The sequence below is a fragment of the Streptomyces sp. NPDC054863 genome (assembly GCF_053610825.1).
Genome location: NZ_JBSGZD010000164.1, coordinates 1 through 17,363, shown reverse-complemented (window position 1 = coordinate 17,363; position 17,363 = coordinate 1). Strand labels below are relative to the sequence as shown.

Sequence of the window (17,363 nt, the reverse complement as noted above, 5' to 3'; positions counted from 1 at the left end):
CCCGGCCACCCGTGTGGCCGGGGGCTCCGAACCCCCTGGGGGCCCGGTTCAGGGTCGGCCCCGACGGGGTGGCGGGGACCAACTTCGCACTGTGGGCAGGAGGTGCGGAGGCCGTCGAGCTGTGCCTCTTCGACGAGGCGGGGGCCGAGACGCGGCGCCCGCTGAGCGAGTTGACGCACGAGGTGTGGCACGGCTTCGCGCCGGGAGTACGGCCGGGACAGCGGTACGGATTCCGGGTGCGCGGTCGCTGGGACCCGTGGACGGGCGCCCGCTGGAACCCGGCGAAGCTGCTGCTCGACCCGTACGCACGGGCGGTCGACGGCGACTTCGTGCTCCCGCCCGAGGTGTACGGGCACGTACGGGACTGGCCGCAGCAGCACGTCGCCGACACGGTGCGCGACGAGCGGGACTCCGCCCCGTACGTCCCGAAGGGTGTGGTCGTCCACGATGACGACGACTGGGTGGACGACCGGCGGCCGAAGACGCCGTGGGCGGACTCGGTGATCTACGAGTTGCACGTGCGCGGCTTCACCATGCGGCACCCGGGGATCCCGGAGGAGCTGCGGGGCACCTACGCGGGTCTGGCGCATCCGGCGGCGATCGAGCACCTGGTGCGGCTGGGGGTGACGGCGGTGGAGCTTTTGCCGGTGCACCAGTTCGCGCACGAGGACCATCTGCTGCGGCGCGGTCTGAAGAACTACTGGGGCTACAACTCCCTCGGCTACTTCGCCCCGCACGCGGGGTACGCGGCGACCGGGACGACCGGGCAGCAGGTCGGCGAGTTCAAGCGGATGGTGCAGGCGCTGCACGCGGCAGGGATCGAGGTGATCCTGGACGTGGTCTACAACCACACGGCGGAGGCGGGCGAGTTGGGGCCGACGCTGTCGATGCGGGGGATCGACAACCGGGGCTACTACCGGCTGCAGGGCGATGCGCGGCGGTACGCGGACTACACGGGCTGCGGCAACACCCTCCATGTCGTACAGCCGCATGTGCTCCGCCTCATCACGGACTCGCTCCGCTACTGGGTCAACGAGATGGGCGTGGACGGCTTCCGTTTCGACCTGGCGGCCGCGCTGGCCAGGTCCATGCACGACGTCGACATGCTCTCCCCGTTCCTCGCGGTGATCGCCCAGGATCCGACGCTGCGCCGGGTGAAGCTGATCGCCGAGCCGTGGGACGTGGGGAGCGGGGGCTATCAGGTCGGCGCGTTCCCCCCGCTGTGGACGGAGTGGAACGACCGCTACCGGGATGCCGTACGGGACTTCTGGCGCGGCGCGCTGCCGGACGTACGGGACCTGGGCTACCGGCTGTCGGGGTCGAGCGACCTGTACGCGTGGGGTGGGCGCCGACCCTACGCCTCCGTCAACTTCGTGACGGCGCACGACGGTTACACGCTGCGGGACCTGGTCTCGTACGAGCAGAAGCACAACGGGGCGAACGAGGAGGGCAACCGGGACGGCACCAACGACAACCGGTCCTGGAACTGCGGCGCGGAGGGCGAGAGCGACGATCCCTCCGTACTGGCCCTGCGGCGGCGGCAGCTCCGCAACCTGGTGACGACGCTCCTGCTGTCGACGGGCGTGCCGATGCTGGTCGCGGGCGACGAGATGGGGCGTACGCAGAGCGGCAACAACAACGCGTACTGCCAGGACAACGAGATCAGCTGGGTGGACTGGTCGCTTCTTGAGGAGCCGGGCTGGCGGTCCCTGTTCGACCTGACGTCGCGGCTGCTGGCGCTGCGGCACGCGCATCCGGTGCTGCGCCGACGGGCCTTCTTCTCCGGGCGGTCCCAGGGCGCGGACGGGCTGCGGGACTTGGCGTGGTTCACGGTGCGGGGTGAGGAGATGACCCCCGACGACTGGTACGCGCCGGCGGCGACGCTCGGGATGTACCTGTCGGGGACCGACATTCCGGGGCGGGACGCACGGGGCGAGAAGATCGTCGACGAGAGCTTCCTGGCGGTGCTGCACGCGGGCGCTGATCCGGTGGACTTCCGGCTGCCCGGGGACCCGTGGGCGGCTTCGTACGAGGTGGTGGTGGACACGTCGGCGGAGGAGCAGGGAGATGGGGTGGGGGTGCGGTACGAGGGGGGTGCGGTGGTTTCGGTGCCGGGGCGGGCGGTGGTGTTGATGCGGGTGGGGAGGGAGTAGGGGGAGACCGGGGCGGCTTCGGCTGTCGGCCGAGAGAGCCGCCCGGAAGGACGCGGTGAACAGAACCGACGCTGCCTCCGGAGCGTGGGGCGCCCCCTTGGCGAACCAGGTCTGCGACGCGACCGGAGAGGCGGCGGGCCGTCAGCCGAGGATGCCGCGGTCGTAGGCCGTGGCGACCGCTGCCGCGCGGTCGTTGACGCCCAGCTTCGCGTAGAGGTGGGTGAGGTGGGTTTTCACCGTGGCTTCGCTGATGAAGAGGATGCGGGCGATCTCGCGGTTGGACATGCCCTTGGCGACGAGGCCGAGGACTTCGCGTTCGCGGGCGGAGAGGGAGGAGGCCGCGGTGGCTGCCGCCGGTCGCGGGTTGCGGACCTGGGTGACCAGGCGGGTGGCGACGGCCGGGGAGAGGACGGTGCGGCCGGCGGCGGCTGCTCGTACCGCGGTGAAGAGTTCGTCGCGCGGGGCGTCCTTGAGGAGGTAGCCCGTGGCGCCCGCCTCGATCGCGGGGAGGGTGTCGGTGTCCGTGTCGTAGGTGGTGAGGACGAGGACTTTGGACGGGAGGGCGCGGCGGGTGATCTCGGCGATGGCGGCCACTCCCCCGCCGCCCGGCATGCGGAGGTCCATGAGGATCACGTCGGGAGTCAACTCCGCTGCCAGCTCGACTCCTTGCGGGCCGCTCGCCGCCTCGCCGAGGACTTCGAAGCCGGGGGCCGTCGCGAACATGCCGCGCAGGCCGTCCCGTACGACCGGGTGGTCGTCGACGATGAGGAGGGTGATGACAGCAGATGTCTCAGGCATGGGGGAGCAAGGGTACGCGGGCGGAGACCGCCGTGCCGAAGCCGGGCTCGGACTCGATCGTGACCGTGCCGGCGATGCGTTCGGCGCGGGTCCGCATCCCGTCGAGGCCGAAGCCGCCTGCTTCCGTACGGGCGGCGACCGTGGACGGGTCGAAGCCGGTGCCGTCGTCGCGGACGTCGAGGGCGACCTCGTCGTCCATGTAGGAGAGGGTGACGCCTGCCCGGGTGGCGCGGGCGTGCCGGGAGGTGTTGGTGAGGGCTTCCTGGGCGATGCGCAGGAGGGTGGCGGCGACCTCGTCGTGGAGGGGTTCCTCCGTGCCGGTGACAGTGAACTCGGCACGGATTCCCGTGTGTTGGGCGTAGACGGCGACGGTTTTCTTCAACGCCTCGGTGAGGCTGTCGTGTTCGAGGGCCGCCGGTCCGAGGTTCTGGACCGAGCGGCGGGCCTCGCCCAGGCTGGTGCGGGCGAGGTCCTGGGCGCGGGACAGGTGGACCGCCGCCGTGTCCGGGTCGGTGGTGGAGGTGACGACCTGGAGCTGGGCGATGATGCCGGTCAGGCCCTGCGCGATGGTGTCGTGGATCTCGGCGGCGAGCCGGCGGCGTTCGTCGGAGACGCCCGCTTCGCGCGCCTGGAGCAGGAGTTGCTCGTGCAGGCCCGCGTTCTCGGCGAGGGTCTGCTCCAGGCGGGCGTTCGCTTCTTCGAGGGCCGCGATGGCCGCTTCCTTGTCCTTGGCCGTCTCCGCCTCCCGTGCGCCCAGGTGCTGGAAGAGCGAGATGACGGATGCGTTGACGAAGAACAGGATGCCGAAGACGACCCAGTTCATCAGGGACTTCGGCGGCAGGCCGCCGGACTGGGAGCCGGCGAGGGTGACGGCGGTGACCAGAAGACCGATCCGGACGGCTTTCGGGGGCAGCAGGTGGGGCGTGTCGACGTAGCCGAGGCTCGCGTAGATCGCGAAGAACGGGTTGAGCCAGGTGAGGGTGAAGGTGAGGACCGTACGGACGACGTAGTAGACGCGGCCCGGGATCCAGAACTGGGGCCTGCCCCGGCCGGCCCGGTTCCAGACCAGGTGCAGGGCCGCCGTCACCGCGACGAGCACTCCGACGGCGATCTTCTCCGCGCCGTGGTTCATGACGACGGGTGCCGCCGCGTACGCGATGACCGTGGAGAGGAAGAGCAGGGCGAACGGGCCGAAACGGTGGAACTGGTTCATGCGTTCCTCGACGCTCACCATCGCCGTGCACCCCCGTGCCGCTGGTCGGTCCGGCCGCTACTCCCACTTGAACCAGCGGGACGCGGCGAGGATCAACACTACGGTCCACGCCGCCAGTACGCCCAGGTGGCCCCAGCCCGGCCAGGCTCCGAGCATCGCGTCGTTGAGGGCCTGCGAAGCGGCGCCGAGCGGGGTGGCCTCGACGATCGCCCTGAGGGTGTCGGGCATCGCCTGGACCGGGAGCCAGACGCCCGCGGTGAACATCGTCGGGAAGAAGATCACCGACCCGACCGCCTGGGCGGCCTTGGTCGTACGGGTGACGGCGCAGACGGTCGCGCCGAGGGCGAGCGCGGCGAGTACGGCGAGGACCAGGGCCAGGACGTAGCCGAAGAACTGCTTCGGGAGCGCGACGTCGAAGGCGAGCCTGCCGACCAGCAGGACGAGCAGCCCCGAGCCCAGCGCGGCGACCGCGTTCACCACGATCTGCGCGCCCAGGAGCGTGGCCGGGCGCACCGGAGTGGTCGACATGCGGCGCAGGATGCCGCGTTCGCGGTAGCCGACCAGGGTCGGCGGCATGGCCTGGAGACCGGCCATGATCATGGAGAGGAGCACGGCCACGGGGACGTACAGGTCGATCGTGCGGCGTCCGCCGAGGTCGGCGGAGGGCTCGCGGAAGTCGGGGATCAGGCCGAGGATCACCATCAGGACGGTCGGGAAGAGCAGGACCCAGAAGAGGGCGCCCGGCTCGCGGCCGAAGAGACGGGCTTCCGTACGCAGGACTGCGGTGCGGGCGGACATGGTGGTGTTCACGCTGCCTTCGTGGTGGCGGGGGTACGGGCTTCGCTGTTCTCGGTGAGGTCGAGGAACGCGTCGTCCAACGTGGCTTCGGTGACGCGGAGTTGGTGTGCCTCGATGTGGTGGAGGGCGAGGAGCGAGATCACGGCGTTGACGGTGCGGTCGGTGCCGTTGATGACGACGCGGTCGCCGTCCCGCTCGATCGAGGCGGCCTCGGGCAGGCCCGCCAGTTCGACGGATTCCAGCGGGCGGGACGGGGTGAAGCTGATGACCGTGGAGCTGGAGGAGCGCCGGATCAGGCCCGACGGTGTGTCCAGGGCGGCGACCCGGCCCTTGTCGATGACGGCGATGCGGTCGCAGAGGCGCTGGGCCTCCTCCATGAAGTGGGTGACGAGGAGGACGGTGACGCCGGAGTCGCGTACGTCCTCGATGAGCTTCCAGGTGTCGCGGCGGGCGCGCGGGTCGAGGCCGGTGGTCAGCTCGTCGAGGACGACGACCTTCGGGTTGCCGATGAGGGCGAGCGCGATGGACAGGCGCTGCTTCTGGCCGCCGGAGAGCTTGGCGAAGCGGGTGGTGAGCTTGTCGGTCAGGCCGAGGCGTTCGGCGAGGGGCCGCCAGTCGGCGGGGTTCGGGTAGAAGGACGCGTACAGCTCCAGCGCCTCGCGGACCAGGATCTTGGGCTGGAGCTCGCTCTCCTGGAGCTGGGCGCCGAGGAGCTGGGTGACCTTGTCGTGGTCGGTGACCGGGTGGAGGCCTGCGACGCGGACGGTGCCGGAGTCGGCGGCGCGCAGACCGCTGACGCATTCGACGGTGGTGGTCTTGCCTGCGCCGTTGGGGCCGAGGATGCCGAAGATCTCGCCCTCCTCGACGGTGAAGGAGACGCCGTCGGCGGCGGGCCGGCCGGCGTAGGCCTTGCGGAGTTCGCTGACTTCGATGAGGGGCATACGGCGAGAATCGCGTGGGGCGGGGCGCTGCGGTATCGGCCATCGCGCTCGACCGGTCCATCAGCCGATCGGTTGATGCGGGCGCCGGTCGGGGGACCCGTCCCGTACGACACCCCGAGTACGGCACCCCGAGTCGGCTCGGGGTGCGTGCGGCTCCCCTCCGGGGCCGTCCCGCGTGCCGCACCGCCTCCCGAATACTCACTGGGCTATGTCGGAGGCGGCTCGTAGGCTCAGGTCCGATGACCGATACACACACCTCCCCCGCGCCCAAACGCTCCGCCATACGTGCCCTGCTGCGGCTCTGGCCCTATGTCAGACCGGTCCGAACCCGCTGGACCAGTGCGGCAATTGTCGCGATCGTGGCCTCGTGTCTGAGTCTGCTCTTCCCTCTCGTACTGAAGTGGATGGTCGACGGGCCGATCGCGGACGGCGATACGGGCGGGGTGTGGCTGGGCGCGGGCATGCTGTTCGGGCTCGGCGTCGTCGAGGCGCTGCTGTTCGGGTTCCGGCGCTGGCTGATCGCACGGCCGCTCGCCTCGGTGGAGGCACAGCTGCGGGCCGACCTGTACCGGCACGTGCAGCGGCTGCCGGTGGCGTTCCACGACAAGTGGGCCTCGGGGCAGTTGCTGTCGCGCGGTACGACGGACCTGATGCTGATCCGGATGTTCCTGGCGTTCCCGCTGACTTTCCTGATCGTCAACGGGACCACGATCCTGGTGGGGTTCCTGATCCTGCTGATGCAGGACTGGTCGCTGGGGCTGGTGCTGATGGTGCCGGTGATTCCGCTGATGGTCGTGTGTGCGCTGTTCGAGGCGAAGTACGCCCTGGTGTCGCGCAAGGCGCAGGACCAGGTGGGAGATCTGACGACGGTCGTCGAGGAGAGCGTGCTCGGCATCCGGATCATCAAGGGCTTCGGCCGGCACCGGGCGCAGGCGACCGCGTTCCGTGAACTGTCGTTGCGGTTGCGCGGCACGGAGCTGGTCAAGGCCCGGCTCCTCGCAGGGGTCCTGGGCCTGATGACGGTCGTCCCTGAGCTCGCCATCGGTGCGGCCCTGGTGCTCGGCACGGTCCAGGTCGCGGACGGCGGTCTGTCGGCGGGCACGCTGGTCGCGTTCCTGTCGACGGCGCTGGCGCTGCGCTGGCCGGTGGAGGCGTTCGGCTTCCTGCTGGCGATGAGCCAGGAGGCGGCGACGGCGACGGAGCGGTTCTTCGAGGTGATGGATGTGGCGGAGGAGGCTGAGCGGGAGGCCGGGGCCGAGTCGCAGAAGGCCGGGACCGGGAGTGAGGCCGGGAGTGAGGCCGGGAGTGAGGCCGGGGCTGAGGCCGGGGGGCTTCGGTTCGAGGGTGTCGAGTTCCGGTATCCGGATGCGCCCGCCGACTCCGTACCGCTGCTGGACGGCATCGACCTGCACATCCGGCCGGGCGAGACGCTCGCGCTGGTCGGGGCCACCGGGTCCGGCAAGACGACGCTGACCACGCTGGTGCCCCGGCTGCACGAGGTGACCGGCGGGCGCATCACGCTCGACGGGCAGGACATCGCCGCGATACCCCGCGAGGAGCTGCGCGCTCTGGTGTCGGTGGCGTTCGAGGAACCGACGCTGTTCTCGACGTCGGTCGGGGACAACGTACTGATGGGGGCGGGCGCGACGGACGCCGGTGACGAAGAGCTGCGGCGTGCGCTGGACATCGCCCAGGCCGACTTCGTGCACCGGCTGCCCGACGGCGCGGACACCGAGGTCGGCGAACAGGGGCTCAGCCTCTCCGGCGGCCAGCGGCAACGGCTCGCACTTGCCAGGGCGGTGGTGGGCAACCCGCGCTTCCTGGTGCTCGACGACCCGCTCTCGGCCCTCGACGTCCACACGGAGGCACTGGTCGAGGCGGCGCTGCGGCGGGTGCTCGACGACACCACGGCGCTGGTGGTGGCCCACCGGCCGTCCACGGTGATGCTGGCCGACCGGGTGGCACTGCTGTCCGGCGGCCGGATCGCAGCGGTGGGCACGCACCACGAACTGCTGCGGGACAACGCGGAGTACGCATGGCTGATGTCGGGCGCGGAACCGGGCCCAGGTGCGGACACGGGGGCGGGCGCGGACGCGGACGCAGACACGGACACGGACACGGGCACGGGCACGGGCACCGGCATGCGCGTGGGTGCGGGTGGCGGAGTTGGCGGGACAGCCGGAGCCGGGAACCCCGGTAAGAGTCTTCACGAAGGGGCCGACGCGTGACCACCATCGATCAGGGCCAGCCGCCCGTATCCACGGAGAAGTCCGGCGGGGCGGCCGAGCCGGAGTCCGAGGAGACCCGGCCGGAGTCCGCGCCCGGCGCGCCCGGCGCACCCGGCTCTCCCGCCGCTCCCGACTCCTTCGACCAGGACGAACTTCCCTCTCCCCCCGGCGCCACCTGGCACCTGCTCGGTTCGCTGCTGCGCCCGCGTCGTCGGTACGTCCTCGTCTCCGTCTTCTTCCTGCTCCTCCAGCAGGCCGCCGTGCAGGCGGGCCCGCTGCTCGTCGCGTACGCCATCGACCGGGGCGTACCCGCGTTCCGGCGCGAGGACTACGGGCCGCTGATCGCGGTCGGGGTCGGTTACCTGATCTGCGCGACGGCCTCCGGCCTGCTCCAGTACGCCTTCTTCCGCACGTCCGCACACGTCAGCCAGGACGTACTGCTCGATCTGCGGGGCAGGATCTTCCGGCACGCGCAGGCGCTCAGCGTGGACTTCCACGAGCGCTACACCTCGGGCCGGCTGATCTCCCGCTCCACCACCGACGTCGAGTCGCTGCGCGAGCTGCTCAACGAGGGACTCCAGGAACTGATCGGCGTCGTCCTCGCCTTCGTCTACATCTCGGCGATGCTGCTCTGGCTGGACCTCGGGCTCGGTGCGGTCGCGGTGGCCTCGTTCGTACCGCTGTACCTGCTGGTGCGGCTGTACCAGCGGCGGGCCGGTGTCGTCTTCGGCCGCCGGTCGACGGCGGTCGCCGCGGTGATCGTGAAGTTCGCGGAGACCCTGAACGGCATCCGCCCGGTACAGGCCTTCCGGCGCGAGCGCGCCAACGACGAGGCGTTCGCCGCCCTCAACCGCAAGCACGAACTCTCCAACGGAGACGGCCTGTTGGAGATGGCGCGTTACGTGACGGGCTCGCGCCTCGTCGCGAACACCGCCGTCGCGGGCATCGTCCTGTGGGGCGCCTACCGGGTCGCCGAGGGCAGCCTCGCACTGGGCGTCCTGGCGGCGGCCGTCCTGTACCTGCGGCGGCTGTACGACCCGATCGACCGGCTCGGCATGTTCCTCAACGCCTTCCAGTCGGCGGTGGCCTCGCTGGAGAAGATCGCGGGCCTGCTCGCGCAGACCCCGACGGTCCCGGAGCCGTCCGAGCCGAAGTCGCTCCCGGTCCAGGCTTCCGAACACCCGGGCCGTGGCGTGGAGTTCGACGGCGTACGGTTCGCCTACCGCACCGGCGGCGAGGTGCTGCCGCGCTTCGACCTGACCCTGGCCGCGGGCGAGACGGTCGCGGTCGTCGGCTCGACGGGTGCGGGCAAGTCGACGCTCGCGAAGCTGCTGGCCCGGTTCTACGACCCGACCGAGGGGCGGGTCCTGCTGGACGGCACCGACCTGCGCGACCTGCCGGTGCCGGAGCTCAGGCGCGGGGTGGTCATGGTCACGCAGGAGGCGTTCCTGTTCTCCGGGACGGTCGCCGAGAACATCGCGATCGGCCGCCCCGAGGCGACCCGCGAGGACATCGAGCAGGCCGCGAAGGCGATCGGCGCGCACGAGTTCATCGTGGGACTGCCCGACGGCTACGACACGGACGTACGCAAGCGGGGCGGGCGCATCTCCGCGGGCCAGCGGCAGTTGGTGGCGTTCGCCAGGGCGCTGCTGGCCGACCCGGCGGTGCTGATCCTGGACGAGGCGACCAGTTCGCTGGACATCCCCGGCGAGCGGGCGGTGCAGCAGGCCATGCACACGGTGCTGAACGGCCGTACCGCGGTCGTCATCGCACACCGGCTGTCCACGGTGGAGGTCGCGGACCGGGTGCTGGTGATGGAGCACGGGCGGATCGTCGAGGACGGCGCACCGGCCGAACTCATCGGCGGTGAGGGCCGGTTCGCCGATCTGCACCGGGCCTGGCGGGACAGCCTGGTCTGATCGCGGACTTCCGGCCGGCGGGGGCGGAGGCCGGAGCCGGGGCGAGTCGGGGAAGGGCCGGAGGACGGGTCAGGGCGGGCGGTCGTCTTCTCCGGCCGCGCCGCTCACGCCCAGAGGCCGGCCAGGTGTGCGTGGAGGACGTCGTGCGCCTCGGACGCGGTGAGGTGGCCGATGAGGACGTGGGCGGTGAGGCCGTCGGCGAGGGCGAGCAGGGTGCGGGCCTCACGCCCCGGATCGAGGGGCACGGCGCGCCCGGCGCCCCCGGCGCCCCCGTCGGCCTCCGAGAGAAGTCCGGCGAAGGTCTCTTGCAGGCTCGCGTAGTTCGCCCTCAGCGTCTTGGCGAGCGGTTCGCTGACGGCCGCCTGGGCGACGAAGGCGAGCCAGACCCTGGCCTCGGCGCGGTGCTCCTCCCCCAGCAGCGAGACCTCGGTGACCGCGTGCCCGAGGGCGGTGGCGGCCGACTGGGCCGGACTCCTGACGAGACGGGCCTGCACGCGCTCGCCGATCCGCTCGCCGATGTGCCCGAGAGCGAACACGAGCATTTCTTCCTTGGTGCGGAAGCACCGCTGAACGGCGCCCATCGACACCTGCGCGCGGGCGGCGACGTCGCGCAGGGTCACGCCCTCCAGTCCGCGTTCGTCGGCGAGGTGGCAGACGGCCTCGGCGATGAGGCGGCGCCGGCTCACGTGATCCACCTGTCTGGGCATGCGCGGCCACCTCTCTGCTCCACAGCGCTGCGATCCGTACCGGATTCTATTCGATGCGCTCGTATCGATTCCAGGGTATCGTTCCGATGCAAACGCATCGGTACGTGGAGGAGAAGGGGAAGTCATGCAGGACGCCCTGTGGAGGATGACGGCCGCCGAGCAGGCGCATGCCGTACGCGGCGGAGAAGTCTCGGCCGTCGAGCTGATCGACAGCCACCTGGACCGCATCGCCGCGGTCAACCCGCGGATGAACGCGGTCACGCAGCTCCTGGCGGAGCGCGCACGCGAGGCCGCGGCCCGGACGGACCGCCGACGGGCCGCCGGTGAGACGCTGGGACCGCTCGCGGGCGTGCCCTTCACGGTGAAGGAGAGCACCCCCGTCGAGGGCGCGGCGACCACCTTCGGCGTGAAGCGCTTCCGCGACCTGGTCGCATCCGCCGACGCGCCCCCGGTGGCGCGGCTGCGCGCGGCCGGGGCCATCCCCGTCGGGCACAGCAACCTCCCCACCCTGATCCTGGCGGGGATGCACACGCGCAGCGAGCTGTTCGGCGACACGGTCAACCCGTGGGACAGCAGCCGGACCCCGGGCGGCACCAGCGGCGGCGACGCGGTGGCCGTCGCGACGGGCATGGCAGCCATCGGGCTCGGCAACGACTCGGGCGGGTCGGTCCGCATCCCGGCCCAGTTCTGCGGTGTGGCCGGACTGAAGCCGTCCACCGGCAGGTTCCCCGCCGACCACCGCGTCCTCGGCCCCGACGACCCCGGCCCGGCGTCCCAGATGCTGGTCACCGACGGCCCGCTGGCCCGGAGCGTGGGTGACCTCCGGCTCGCGTACGAGGTACTGGCCGGAACGGATCCCCGAGACCCGCGCGCCGTGCCGGTCCCCGTCTTCGGCGCACCGCTCGCCGGGCCGGTGAAGGTCGCGGTCGTGGCGGACCCCGGCGGACACGGCGTCCACCCCACGGTCCGCGCGGCCGTCGCGACCGCGGCCGACGCGCTCCGCGACGGCGGGTACGACGTGCGCGAGGTGCGGGACGTACCGCGCCTGGACGAAGCCCTGGAGGCGTACGGCCGGATCACCGTGACCGAGTTCGCCCCGACCTGGCCGGTGGTGCGCACGCTGCTCGGCGAGGGCGGTGACCGGTACATCGCGATGGCGATGGAGCAGACCCCGCCCGCAAGCGCGGAGGAGCTCGTGAAGCTGATGGGCACCTGGCTGAACATCCGCCGCTCCTGGGCCGAATTCCTGGACGAATACCCGCTGTTGCTGGGCCCGGTCTTCACGGAACCGCCGGTCGAGCCGGGGCTGGAGTCGCGCGACAGGGCGGGCAGGGACCGGGTCGCGGCGGGAATGCGCCTGTGCAGCGTGACCAGCTTCGTGGGCGTGCCGGGTGTGGCAGTACCGACCGGGGTGGTCGACGGGCTCCCCTGCGGAGTGCAGATCGTCGGGCGCGCGTTCCGGGAGGACCTGTGCCTGGACGCGGCCCAGGCGATCGAGGACCGGCTCGGTGTGCTCACCCCGCTCGACCCGCGCGGCGGAGGCCGGGCCGGCTGAGTCCGTACGTCGCGGGTTCCCGCGCGCCGTCGCACGGTACGCGGTGCGCGGTGCGCGGTGCGCGACCGTGCGCGGGAACTCGCCTACGCCTGAGCGCGCTTGGGGGGCCGCGGCTCCTTCCCGTCCGAGAGGTGACGTACGACGATCTCGCCGATCTCCGCGTAGGCGGTGAGCTGCTCGGGCGTCAGCAGGTCGATGAAGCTGCGGCGCACCGACTCGACGTGCGGCGGGGCCGCCGCGTCCAGGACGCGCAGCCCGTCGTCGGTGAGCGCGACCTCCGCGCACCGCGCGTCCGACGCGCACCCCTCCCGGACGATCAGGCCCCGCTGCTGCATCCGCTTCAGATGGTGCGAGAGACGACTGCGCGACCAGAGCATCCGGTCGGCCAACTCGCTGATCCTGCACCGGTGTCCGGCGGAGAAGGTGAGGTGGGACAGCACGTCGTAGTCGGCGTCGGACAGCTCGCTGTCCGCGGCGAGATCACGGGAGATCTGCGCGCCGAGCAGCAGGTGCATGCGGCGGTACGCCTGCCAGGCGCGCTGTTCGGAGTCGGTCAGCCAGCGGGGCTGCGGGCCCGCGGAGGGGCCGGGGGAGGAATCCGGGGAGGAGGAGGTCACGTACCGTAGCGTACCGAGAATTGATTGACACGTCATCGAATCGACCTCTACCGTCATCGATGACACGTCAATCAAATGGGGGTGCGGTGACAGGCAGCGCGCGCGAGCAGCAAGGCCCGCCGACCCCTTCCCTGACGCGCCGCGTCACCCAACTCTCCATAGGACTCGCCCTGTTCGGCATCAGCATGGCCCTGATGATCGCCGCGGGGCTGGGCGCCTCCGCCTGGGACGTACTCCACCAGGGCCTCTCCCGTACCACCGGTGTCCCCCTGGGGCTGGTCGTCACCGGCACCGGCGTGCTGGTGCTCCTCGCCTGGCTGCCGCTGAAGGTGCGCCCGGGTGTCGGCACGGTCAGCAACATCCTCGTCGTCGGACTGGTCGCGGACCGGACGCTCGCCCTGCTCCCGGCCTCGCTCGACGGGGTGGCGGTTCGCACCGCCCTCCTCCTCTCCGGCATCGTGCTGAACGCACTGGCGACGGGCCTGTACGTCGGCGCGGGACTCGGACCCGGCCCCCGCGACGGCCTGATGACCGGCCTGGCCAGGCACCGCGTCTCCCTCCGCACGGCCCGTACCGGCATCGAACTGACGGTCCTGCTCGCGGGCTGGCTGCTGGGCGGCACGGTGGGGGTCGGCACGGTGCTGTTCGCGGCGGCGATAGGCCCGCTGACCCAGCCCGCACTGCGCCGCTTCACCCTCGGCCCGCGCACTCCCCGTACCTCCTGAATTCCGTTGTCCACACACTCACGAAGGAACTCCCCCGTGCCCTCTCGCCTGTACGTCCTCTCCGCCAGCACCCGTCCCACCTCGTCCGGCCGCCCGCTGGCCCGGTGGGTCGCCGAACACGCCGCCGCCCGGGAGGTGTTCGAGGTCACGACGGTGGACCTCGGCGAGGTCGCGCTCCCCTTCCTGGACGAACCGGAGTACCCGTCGACGGGCCGCTACGCGCACCCGCACACCCGGGCCTGGAGCGAGCTGATCTCCCCCGCCGACGCCTTCGTCTTCGTGATGCCGATGTACAACGGCGGCTTCACCGCACCCCTGAAGAACGCGATCGACTCCCTCTTCGCGGAGTGGCGGGACAAGCCGGTGGGCCTGATCAGCTACAGCGCGGGGCCGAGCGGCGGCGCACCGGCGATCGAGATGATCCGTCCGGTACTGAACCGGGTGGGCTTCCGCACGGCGGCGCGTACCGTGTCCGTCCCCGGCATCGAGGGCCTGATCGACCGCGACACGGACTCCTTCCCGCCCACCCCCGAACTGATGACGCAGGTCACGGCCCTCCTCGACGAGCTCACCGTGATGCTCGCCCCGACCCCGACCCCGACCCCGACCCCGACACCGGCCTCGACCTCCGCCTCCGCCTCCGCCTCCGCCTCCGCCTCCGAGAAGGCGGGCGTCTGACCCATGTCCGCCACCACCCCTTCCCCACCCCTCTCCCCCGGCCTGAAGCACCACCTGGACACCTCGCCGGCGTTCGGCACGATCGCCACGGTCCTCCCGGGCGGGCAGCCGCACCTGACGATGGTCTGGATCACCCGGGACGGCGACGACCTGCTCTTCTCCACCACCCTCGAACGCCTCCAGGGCAAGAACCTGTCCCGGGACCCCCGCGTCACCGTTCTCATCACGACCCCGGAGGACCCGTACGCGTACGCGGAGATCCGCGGGACGGCGGCCCTGACCCCCGACCCGGACCGCTCCCTGGCCCACACGCTCTCCCTGGCGCACACGGGCCGCCCGTTCGCCGAGTTCAACCCGTCCTCGGCGACCTCGGACTTCGTGACGGTCCGCGTCACCCCCACCCGCGTCACCGGCCGCCTCTGACACCGGCCACACGCACGGAACAGCGGGCCCGCCCCCCCCGCTCACGCCTTCACGCTGCCCCCACAACCCCACCGGTATGGTCGCGACGCAGCCTCAACTTCACACCCCTGCAACACTTTTCGGCTCACCAGGCACATCTTTTCAGCCATGCGTGGGAAATGGGACCCCTACGTGGAGGCGCTCCCTCCGGGGGCCTCCACAGGGGGTGGTGCGCATGGGCTTTGCGATGGCAGCGCGCCGTGCACGGGGCATCCGTCCGTGGGCCCGTTCGGGGTGGGTTTTCTTACGTGGATTTCCTTACGCACAGGCAAACGATCCGGATACCGAACATGACCTTGCGAGCAACGGAAGGCTTCCGGCCAAGTTTTTGACGGGGTCCTGACAGGAGGTGGGTCCGGCTGTCACTCTTCCGTCGTTCCACGCACCAACTGCTCTGCCTGCTCTGCATGTTCAGCCCGGCCGGCCCGACCCAGCCTGCCGTACCCCCCTCGCAGAAGGAGTTCGCGTGAGATCCACGCACCGCAAGCGCGCCACCGCGTCCGGCGCACTGCTCGCCGCCGCAGCGCTGCTCGCCGTCGGCGTCCAGTCCGGGACCGCGACCGCCGACGACGGCTGGGGCGCCGCACCCAAGGGTGCCGCCGCCAAGCCCAACCCCGGGGCCCAGCCCGCCAAGCTCACCCCCGCGCAGCGCGCGGCCCTGCTGGCCAAGGCCAACGAGACCAAGGCGGCCACCGCCAAGGAGCTCGGGCTCGGCGCCAAGGAGGCGCTCGTCGTCCGCGATGTCGTCCAGGACGTGGACGGCACCACGCACACCCGCTACGAGCGCACCTACGGCGGACTCCCCGTCCTCGGCGGCGATCTGATCGTCAAGAAGGACAAGGTCGCGAAGACGCAGGGCGTCTCGCGCTCCACCACCGCGAAGCTCCAGGGCATCGCGGCCTCCGCGAAGGTGGCTCCGGCCGCCGCCGAGAAGCAGGCACTCGGCCTCGCGAAGGCGGAGGGCTCCGACAAGACCAAGGCATCCATCGCCCCGCGCCAGGTGGTCTGGATGGGCACCGGCGCACCGGTTCTCGCGTACGAGACCGTCGTCGGCGGTCTCCAGCACGACGGCACCCCCAACGAGCTGCACGTCGTCACCGACGCCGCCACCGGCAAGAAGCTGCACGAGTGGCAGGCCGTCGAGAACGGTGTCGGCAACACCCAGTACAGCGGCCAGGTCACCATCGGCTCGACCCAGTCGGGCTCGACGTGGAACCTCACCGACGGCGGGCGCGGCAACCACAAGACGGTCGACCTCAACGGCGGTACGTCGGGCGGCACCCTCTTCTCCGGTCCGGACGACGTCTGGGGCAACGGCACCCCGGCCAACCGCGAGACCGCGGCCGCGGACGCCGCGTACGGCGCGGGTCTCACCTGGGACTACTACAAGAACGTGCACGGCCGCTCCGGCATCCGCGGTGACGGGGTCGGCGCGACCTCCCGCGTCCACTACGGCAACGCGTACGTCAACGCGTTCTGGCAGGACTCCTGCTTCTGCATGACGTACGGCGACGGCGCGGCCAACCAGAAGCCGCTGACCTCGATCGACGTCGCGGCGCACGAGATGACGCACGGCGTCACCTCCGTCACCGCCAAGCTGATCTACAGCGGCGAGTCCGGCGGCCTGAACGAGGCGACCTCCGACATCTTCGCGGCGGCCGTCGAGTTCAACGCCAACAACGCCCAGGACGTCGGCGACTACAACGTCGGCGAGAAGATCGACATCCGTGGCAACGGCACCCCGCTGCGCTACATGGACAAGCCTTCGAAGGACGGCTCGTCGAAGGACTCCTGGTACTCGGGCATCGGCAACATCGACGTCCACTACTCCTCGGGCGTGGCGAACCACTTCTTCTACATGCTGTCCGAGGGCAGCGGCGCGAAGGTCATCAACGGGGTCTCCTACGACTCCCCGACCTCCGACGGCAAGCCGGTCGTCGGCATCGGCCGCGCCAAGGCCGAGAAGATCTGGTTCAAGGCGCTGGTGTCGAAGTTCACCGCCAGCACCAACTACGCGGACGCCCGCAAGGGCACCGTCGCCGCCGCGACCGAGCTGTACGGTGCGGGCAGCCCCGAGGTCAAGGGCGTCGAGCACGCCTGGGCGGCAGTCAACGTCGGCACCCGTCCGGACGACGGCAACCCGCCGACCGGCAAGGTCTTCGAGAACGCCGCCGACGTCTCCGTACCGGACAACGGCACCGGCACCTCCCCGGTGACCGTCACCGGCGTCACCGGCAACGCCCCGGCGACCCTCAAGGTCGACGTGAACATCGTCCACACCTACATCGGTGACCTCGTCGTCGACCTGATCGCGCCCGACGGCTCGGTGTACAACCTGCACAACCGGTCCGGCGGCAGCGCGGACAACCTGGTGAACTCCTACACCGTGAACGCCTCCTCCGAGGTCGCCAACGGCACCTGGAAGCTCCGCGTCCAGGACAAGGCGTCCCAGGACGTCGGCTACATCAACAGCTGGAAGCTCACCTTCTGATCGGCTGAAGGCAGGCTCTCGTACGACATGACAGTGGTGCCCGGGACCGGCGGCGGTCCCGGGCACCCCTTTCGTATG

Annotated in this window: 14 protein-coding genes; 8 read left to right on the top strand and 6 right to left on the bottom strand. The window is 71.2% G+C overall.

The annotated features are described in order from the left end of the window. A partial coding sequence (glgX, locus tag ACWGIG_RS25105; protein ID WP_453323917.1) for a glycogen debranching protein GlgX occupies positions 1 to 2,153 on the top strand: 2,153 nt, incomplete at its 5' end. 141 nt (positions 2,154 to 2,294) lie between these two features. Here glgX and ACWGIG_RS25100 read toward each other — a convergent pair. Genes ACWGIG_RS25100 through ACWGIG_RS25085 form a run of 4 tightly spaced genes read right to left on the bottom strand, consistent with a single transcriptional unit; the run spans position 2,295 to position 5,903 of the window. Then, complete coding sequence (locus ACWGIG_RS25100; RefSeq protein ID WP_453323916.1) at positions 2,295 to 2,951, bottom strand: response regulator; 657 nt, start codon at positions 2,949 to 2,951, stop codon at positions 2,295 to 2,297. Further along, positions 2,944 to 4,185 carry a sensor histidine kinase gene (locus ACWGIG_RS25095; protein WP_453323915.1) on the bottom strand — a complete coding sequence of 414 codons (1,242 nt, stop codon included), beginning with the start codon at positions 4,183 to 4,185 and terminating at the stop codon, positions 2,944 to 2,946. The genes ACWGIG_RS25100 and ACWGIG_RS25095 overlap by 8 nt, the downstream gene beginning before the upstream one ends. 36 nt (positions 4,186 to 4,221) lie before the next feature. Next, positions 4,222 to 4,962, bottom strand: coding sequence for an ABC transporter permease (locus tag ACWGIG_RS25090; protein WP_453323918.1), 741 nt, complete (start codon positions 4,960 to 4,962; stop codon positions 4,222 to 4,224). A gap of 8 nt (positions 4,963 to 4,970) precedes the next feature. Beyond that, positions 4,971 to 5,903, bottom strand: a complete 933-nt coding sequence (locus ACWGIG_RS25085; protein ID WP_453323914.1) for an ABC transporter ATP-binding protein — start codon at positions 5,901 to 5,903, stop codon at positions 4,971 to 4,973. Between the two features lie 239 nt (positions 5,904 to 6,142). Here ACWGIG_RS25085 and ACWGIG_RS25080 point away from each other — a divergent pair, with 239 nt between their 5' ends. Both ACWGIG_RS25080 and ACWGIG_RS25075 read left to right on the top strand, forming a co-directional pair. Next, a complete protein-coding gene (locus ACWGIG_RS25080) occupies positions 6,143 to 8,131 on the top strand; it encodes an ABC transporter ATP-binding protein (protein WP_453323913.1) in 1,989 nt (662 codons plus the stop codon). After that, positions 8,128 to 10,050 carry an ABC transporter ATP-binding protein gene (locus ACWGIG_RS25075; RefSeq protein ID WP_453323912.1) on the top strand — a complete coding sequence of 641 codons (1,923 nt, stop codon included), beginning with the start codon at positions 8,128 to 8,130 and terminating at the stop codon, positions 10,048 to 10,050. The genes ACWGIG_RS25080 and ACWGIG_RS25075 overlap by 4 nt, the downstream gene beginning before the upstream one ends. A 104-nt stretch (positions 10,051 to 10,154) precedes the next feature. On the opposite strand, the gene ACWGIG_RS25070 is transcribed toward ACWGIG_RS25075, so the two are convergent. After that, positions 10,155 to 10,757 (bottom strand): TetR/AcrR family transcriptional regulator, encoded by a 603-nt coding sequence (locus ACWGIG_RS25070; protein WP_453323911.1) that lies wholly within the window; start codon positions 10,755 to 10,757, stop codon positions 10,155 to 10,157. Positions 10,758 to 10,881: 124 nt separating this feature from the next. Between ACWGIG_RS25070 and ACWGIG_RS25065 the strand changes: the two genes are divergently transcribed. Continuing rightward, positions 10,882 to 12,312, top strand: a complete 1,431-nt coding sequence (locus ACWGIG_RS25065) for an amidase (protein WP_453323910.1) — start codon at positions 10,882 to 10,884, stop codon at positions 12,310 to 12,312. Between the two features lie 83 nt (positions 12,313 to 12,395). On the opposite strand, the gene ACWGIG_RS25060 is transcribed toward ACWGIG_RS25065, so the two are convergent. Next, positions 12,396 to 12,929: a MarR family winged helix-turn-helix transcriptional regulator gene (locus ACWGIG_RS25060; protein WP_453323909.1), complete on the bottom strand. Its 534-nt coding sequence runs from the start codon at positions 12,927 to 12,929 to the stop codon at positions 12,396 to 12,398. 86 nt (positions 12,930 to 13,015) lie between these two features. Between ACWGIG_RS25060 and yczE the strand changes: the two genes are divergently transcribed. The 4 genes from yczE (at position 13,016) to ACWGIG_RS25040 (ending at position 17,285) form a co-directional block, all read left to right on the top strand. Beyond that, complete coding sequence (gene yczE, locus ACWGIG_RS25055; RefSeq protein WP_453323908.1) at positions 13,016 to 13,654, top strand: membrane protein YczE; 639 nt, start codon at positions 13,016 to 13,018, stop codon at positions 13,652 to 13,654. 36 nt (positions 13,655 to 13,690) lie between these two features. After that, positions 13,691 to 14,332: an NADPH-dependent FMN reductase gene (locus ACWGIG_RS25050; RefSeq protein ID WP_453323907.1), complete on the top strand. Its 642-nt coding sequence runs from the start codon at positions 13,691 to 13,693 to the stop codon at positions 14,330 to 14,332. A gap of 3 nt (positions 14,333 to 14,335) precedes the next feature. Next, entirely contained in the window at positions 14,336 to 14,755 is a 420-nt protein-coding gene (locus ACWGIG_RS25045; protein WP_453323906.1) for a PPOX class F420-dependent oxidoreductase, read from the top strand. A gap of 505 nt (positions 14,756 to 15,260) precedes the next feature. Then, the gene (locus tag ACWGIG_RS25040; RefSeq protein WP_453323905.1) at positions 15,261 to 17,285 is read left to right on the top strand and encodes a M4 family metallopeptidase; all 2,025 of its coding nucleotides are present in this window, start codon (positions 15,261 to 15,263) and stop codon (positions 17,283 to 17,285) included. Positions 17,286 to 17,363: the final 78 nt, after the last annotated feature.

Excerpts from the sequence above, each read along its gene's own strand:
- ACWGIG_RS25090 (WP_453323918.1), bottom strand. The coding sequence starts at position 4,962 with ATGTCCGCCCGCACCGCAGTCCTGCGTACGGAAGCCCGTCTCTTCGGC.
- ACWGIG_RS25100 (WP_453323916.1), bottom strand. The coding sequence starts at position 2,951 with ATGCCTGAGACATCTGCTGTCATCACCCTCCTCATCGTCGACGACCAC.
- ACWGIG_RS25095 (WP_453323915.1), bottom strand. The coding sequence starts at position 4,185 with ATGGTGAGCGTCGAGGAACGCATGAACCAGTTCCACCGTTTCGGCCCG.
- ACWGIG_RS25085 (WP_453323914.1), bottom strand. The coding sequence starts at position 5,903 with ATGCCCCTCATCGAAGTCAGCGAACTCCGCAAGGCCTACGCCGGCCGG.
- ACWGIG_RS25045 (WP_453323906.1), top strand. The coding sequence starts at position 14,336 with ATGTCCGCCACCACCCCTTCCCCACCCCTCTCCCCCGGCCTGAAGCAC.
- ACWGIG_RS25070 (WP_453323911.1), bottom strand. The coding sequence starts at position 10,757 with ATGCCCAGACAGGTGGATCACGTGAGCCGGCGCCGCCTCATCGCCGAG.
- ACWGIG_RS25065 (WP_453323910.1), top strand. The coding sequence starts at position 10,882 with ATGCAGGACGCCCTGTGGAGGATGACGGCCGCCGAGCAGGCGCATGCC.
- ACWGIG_RS25080 (WP_453323913.1), top strand. The coding sequence starts at position 6,143 with ATGACCGATACACACACCTCCCCCGCGCCCAAACGCTCCGCCATACGT.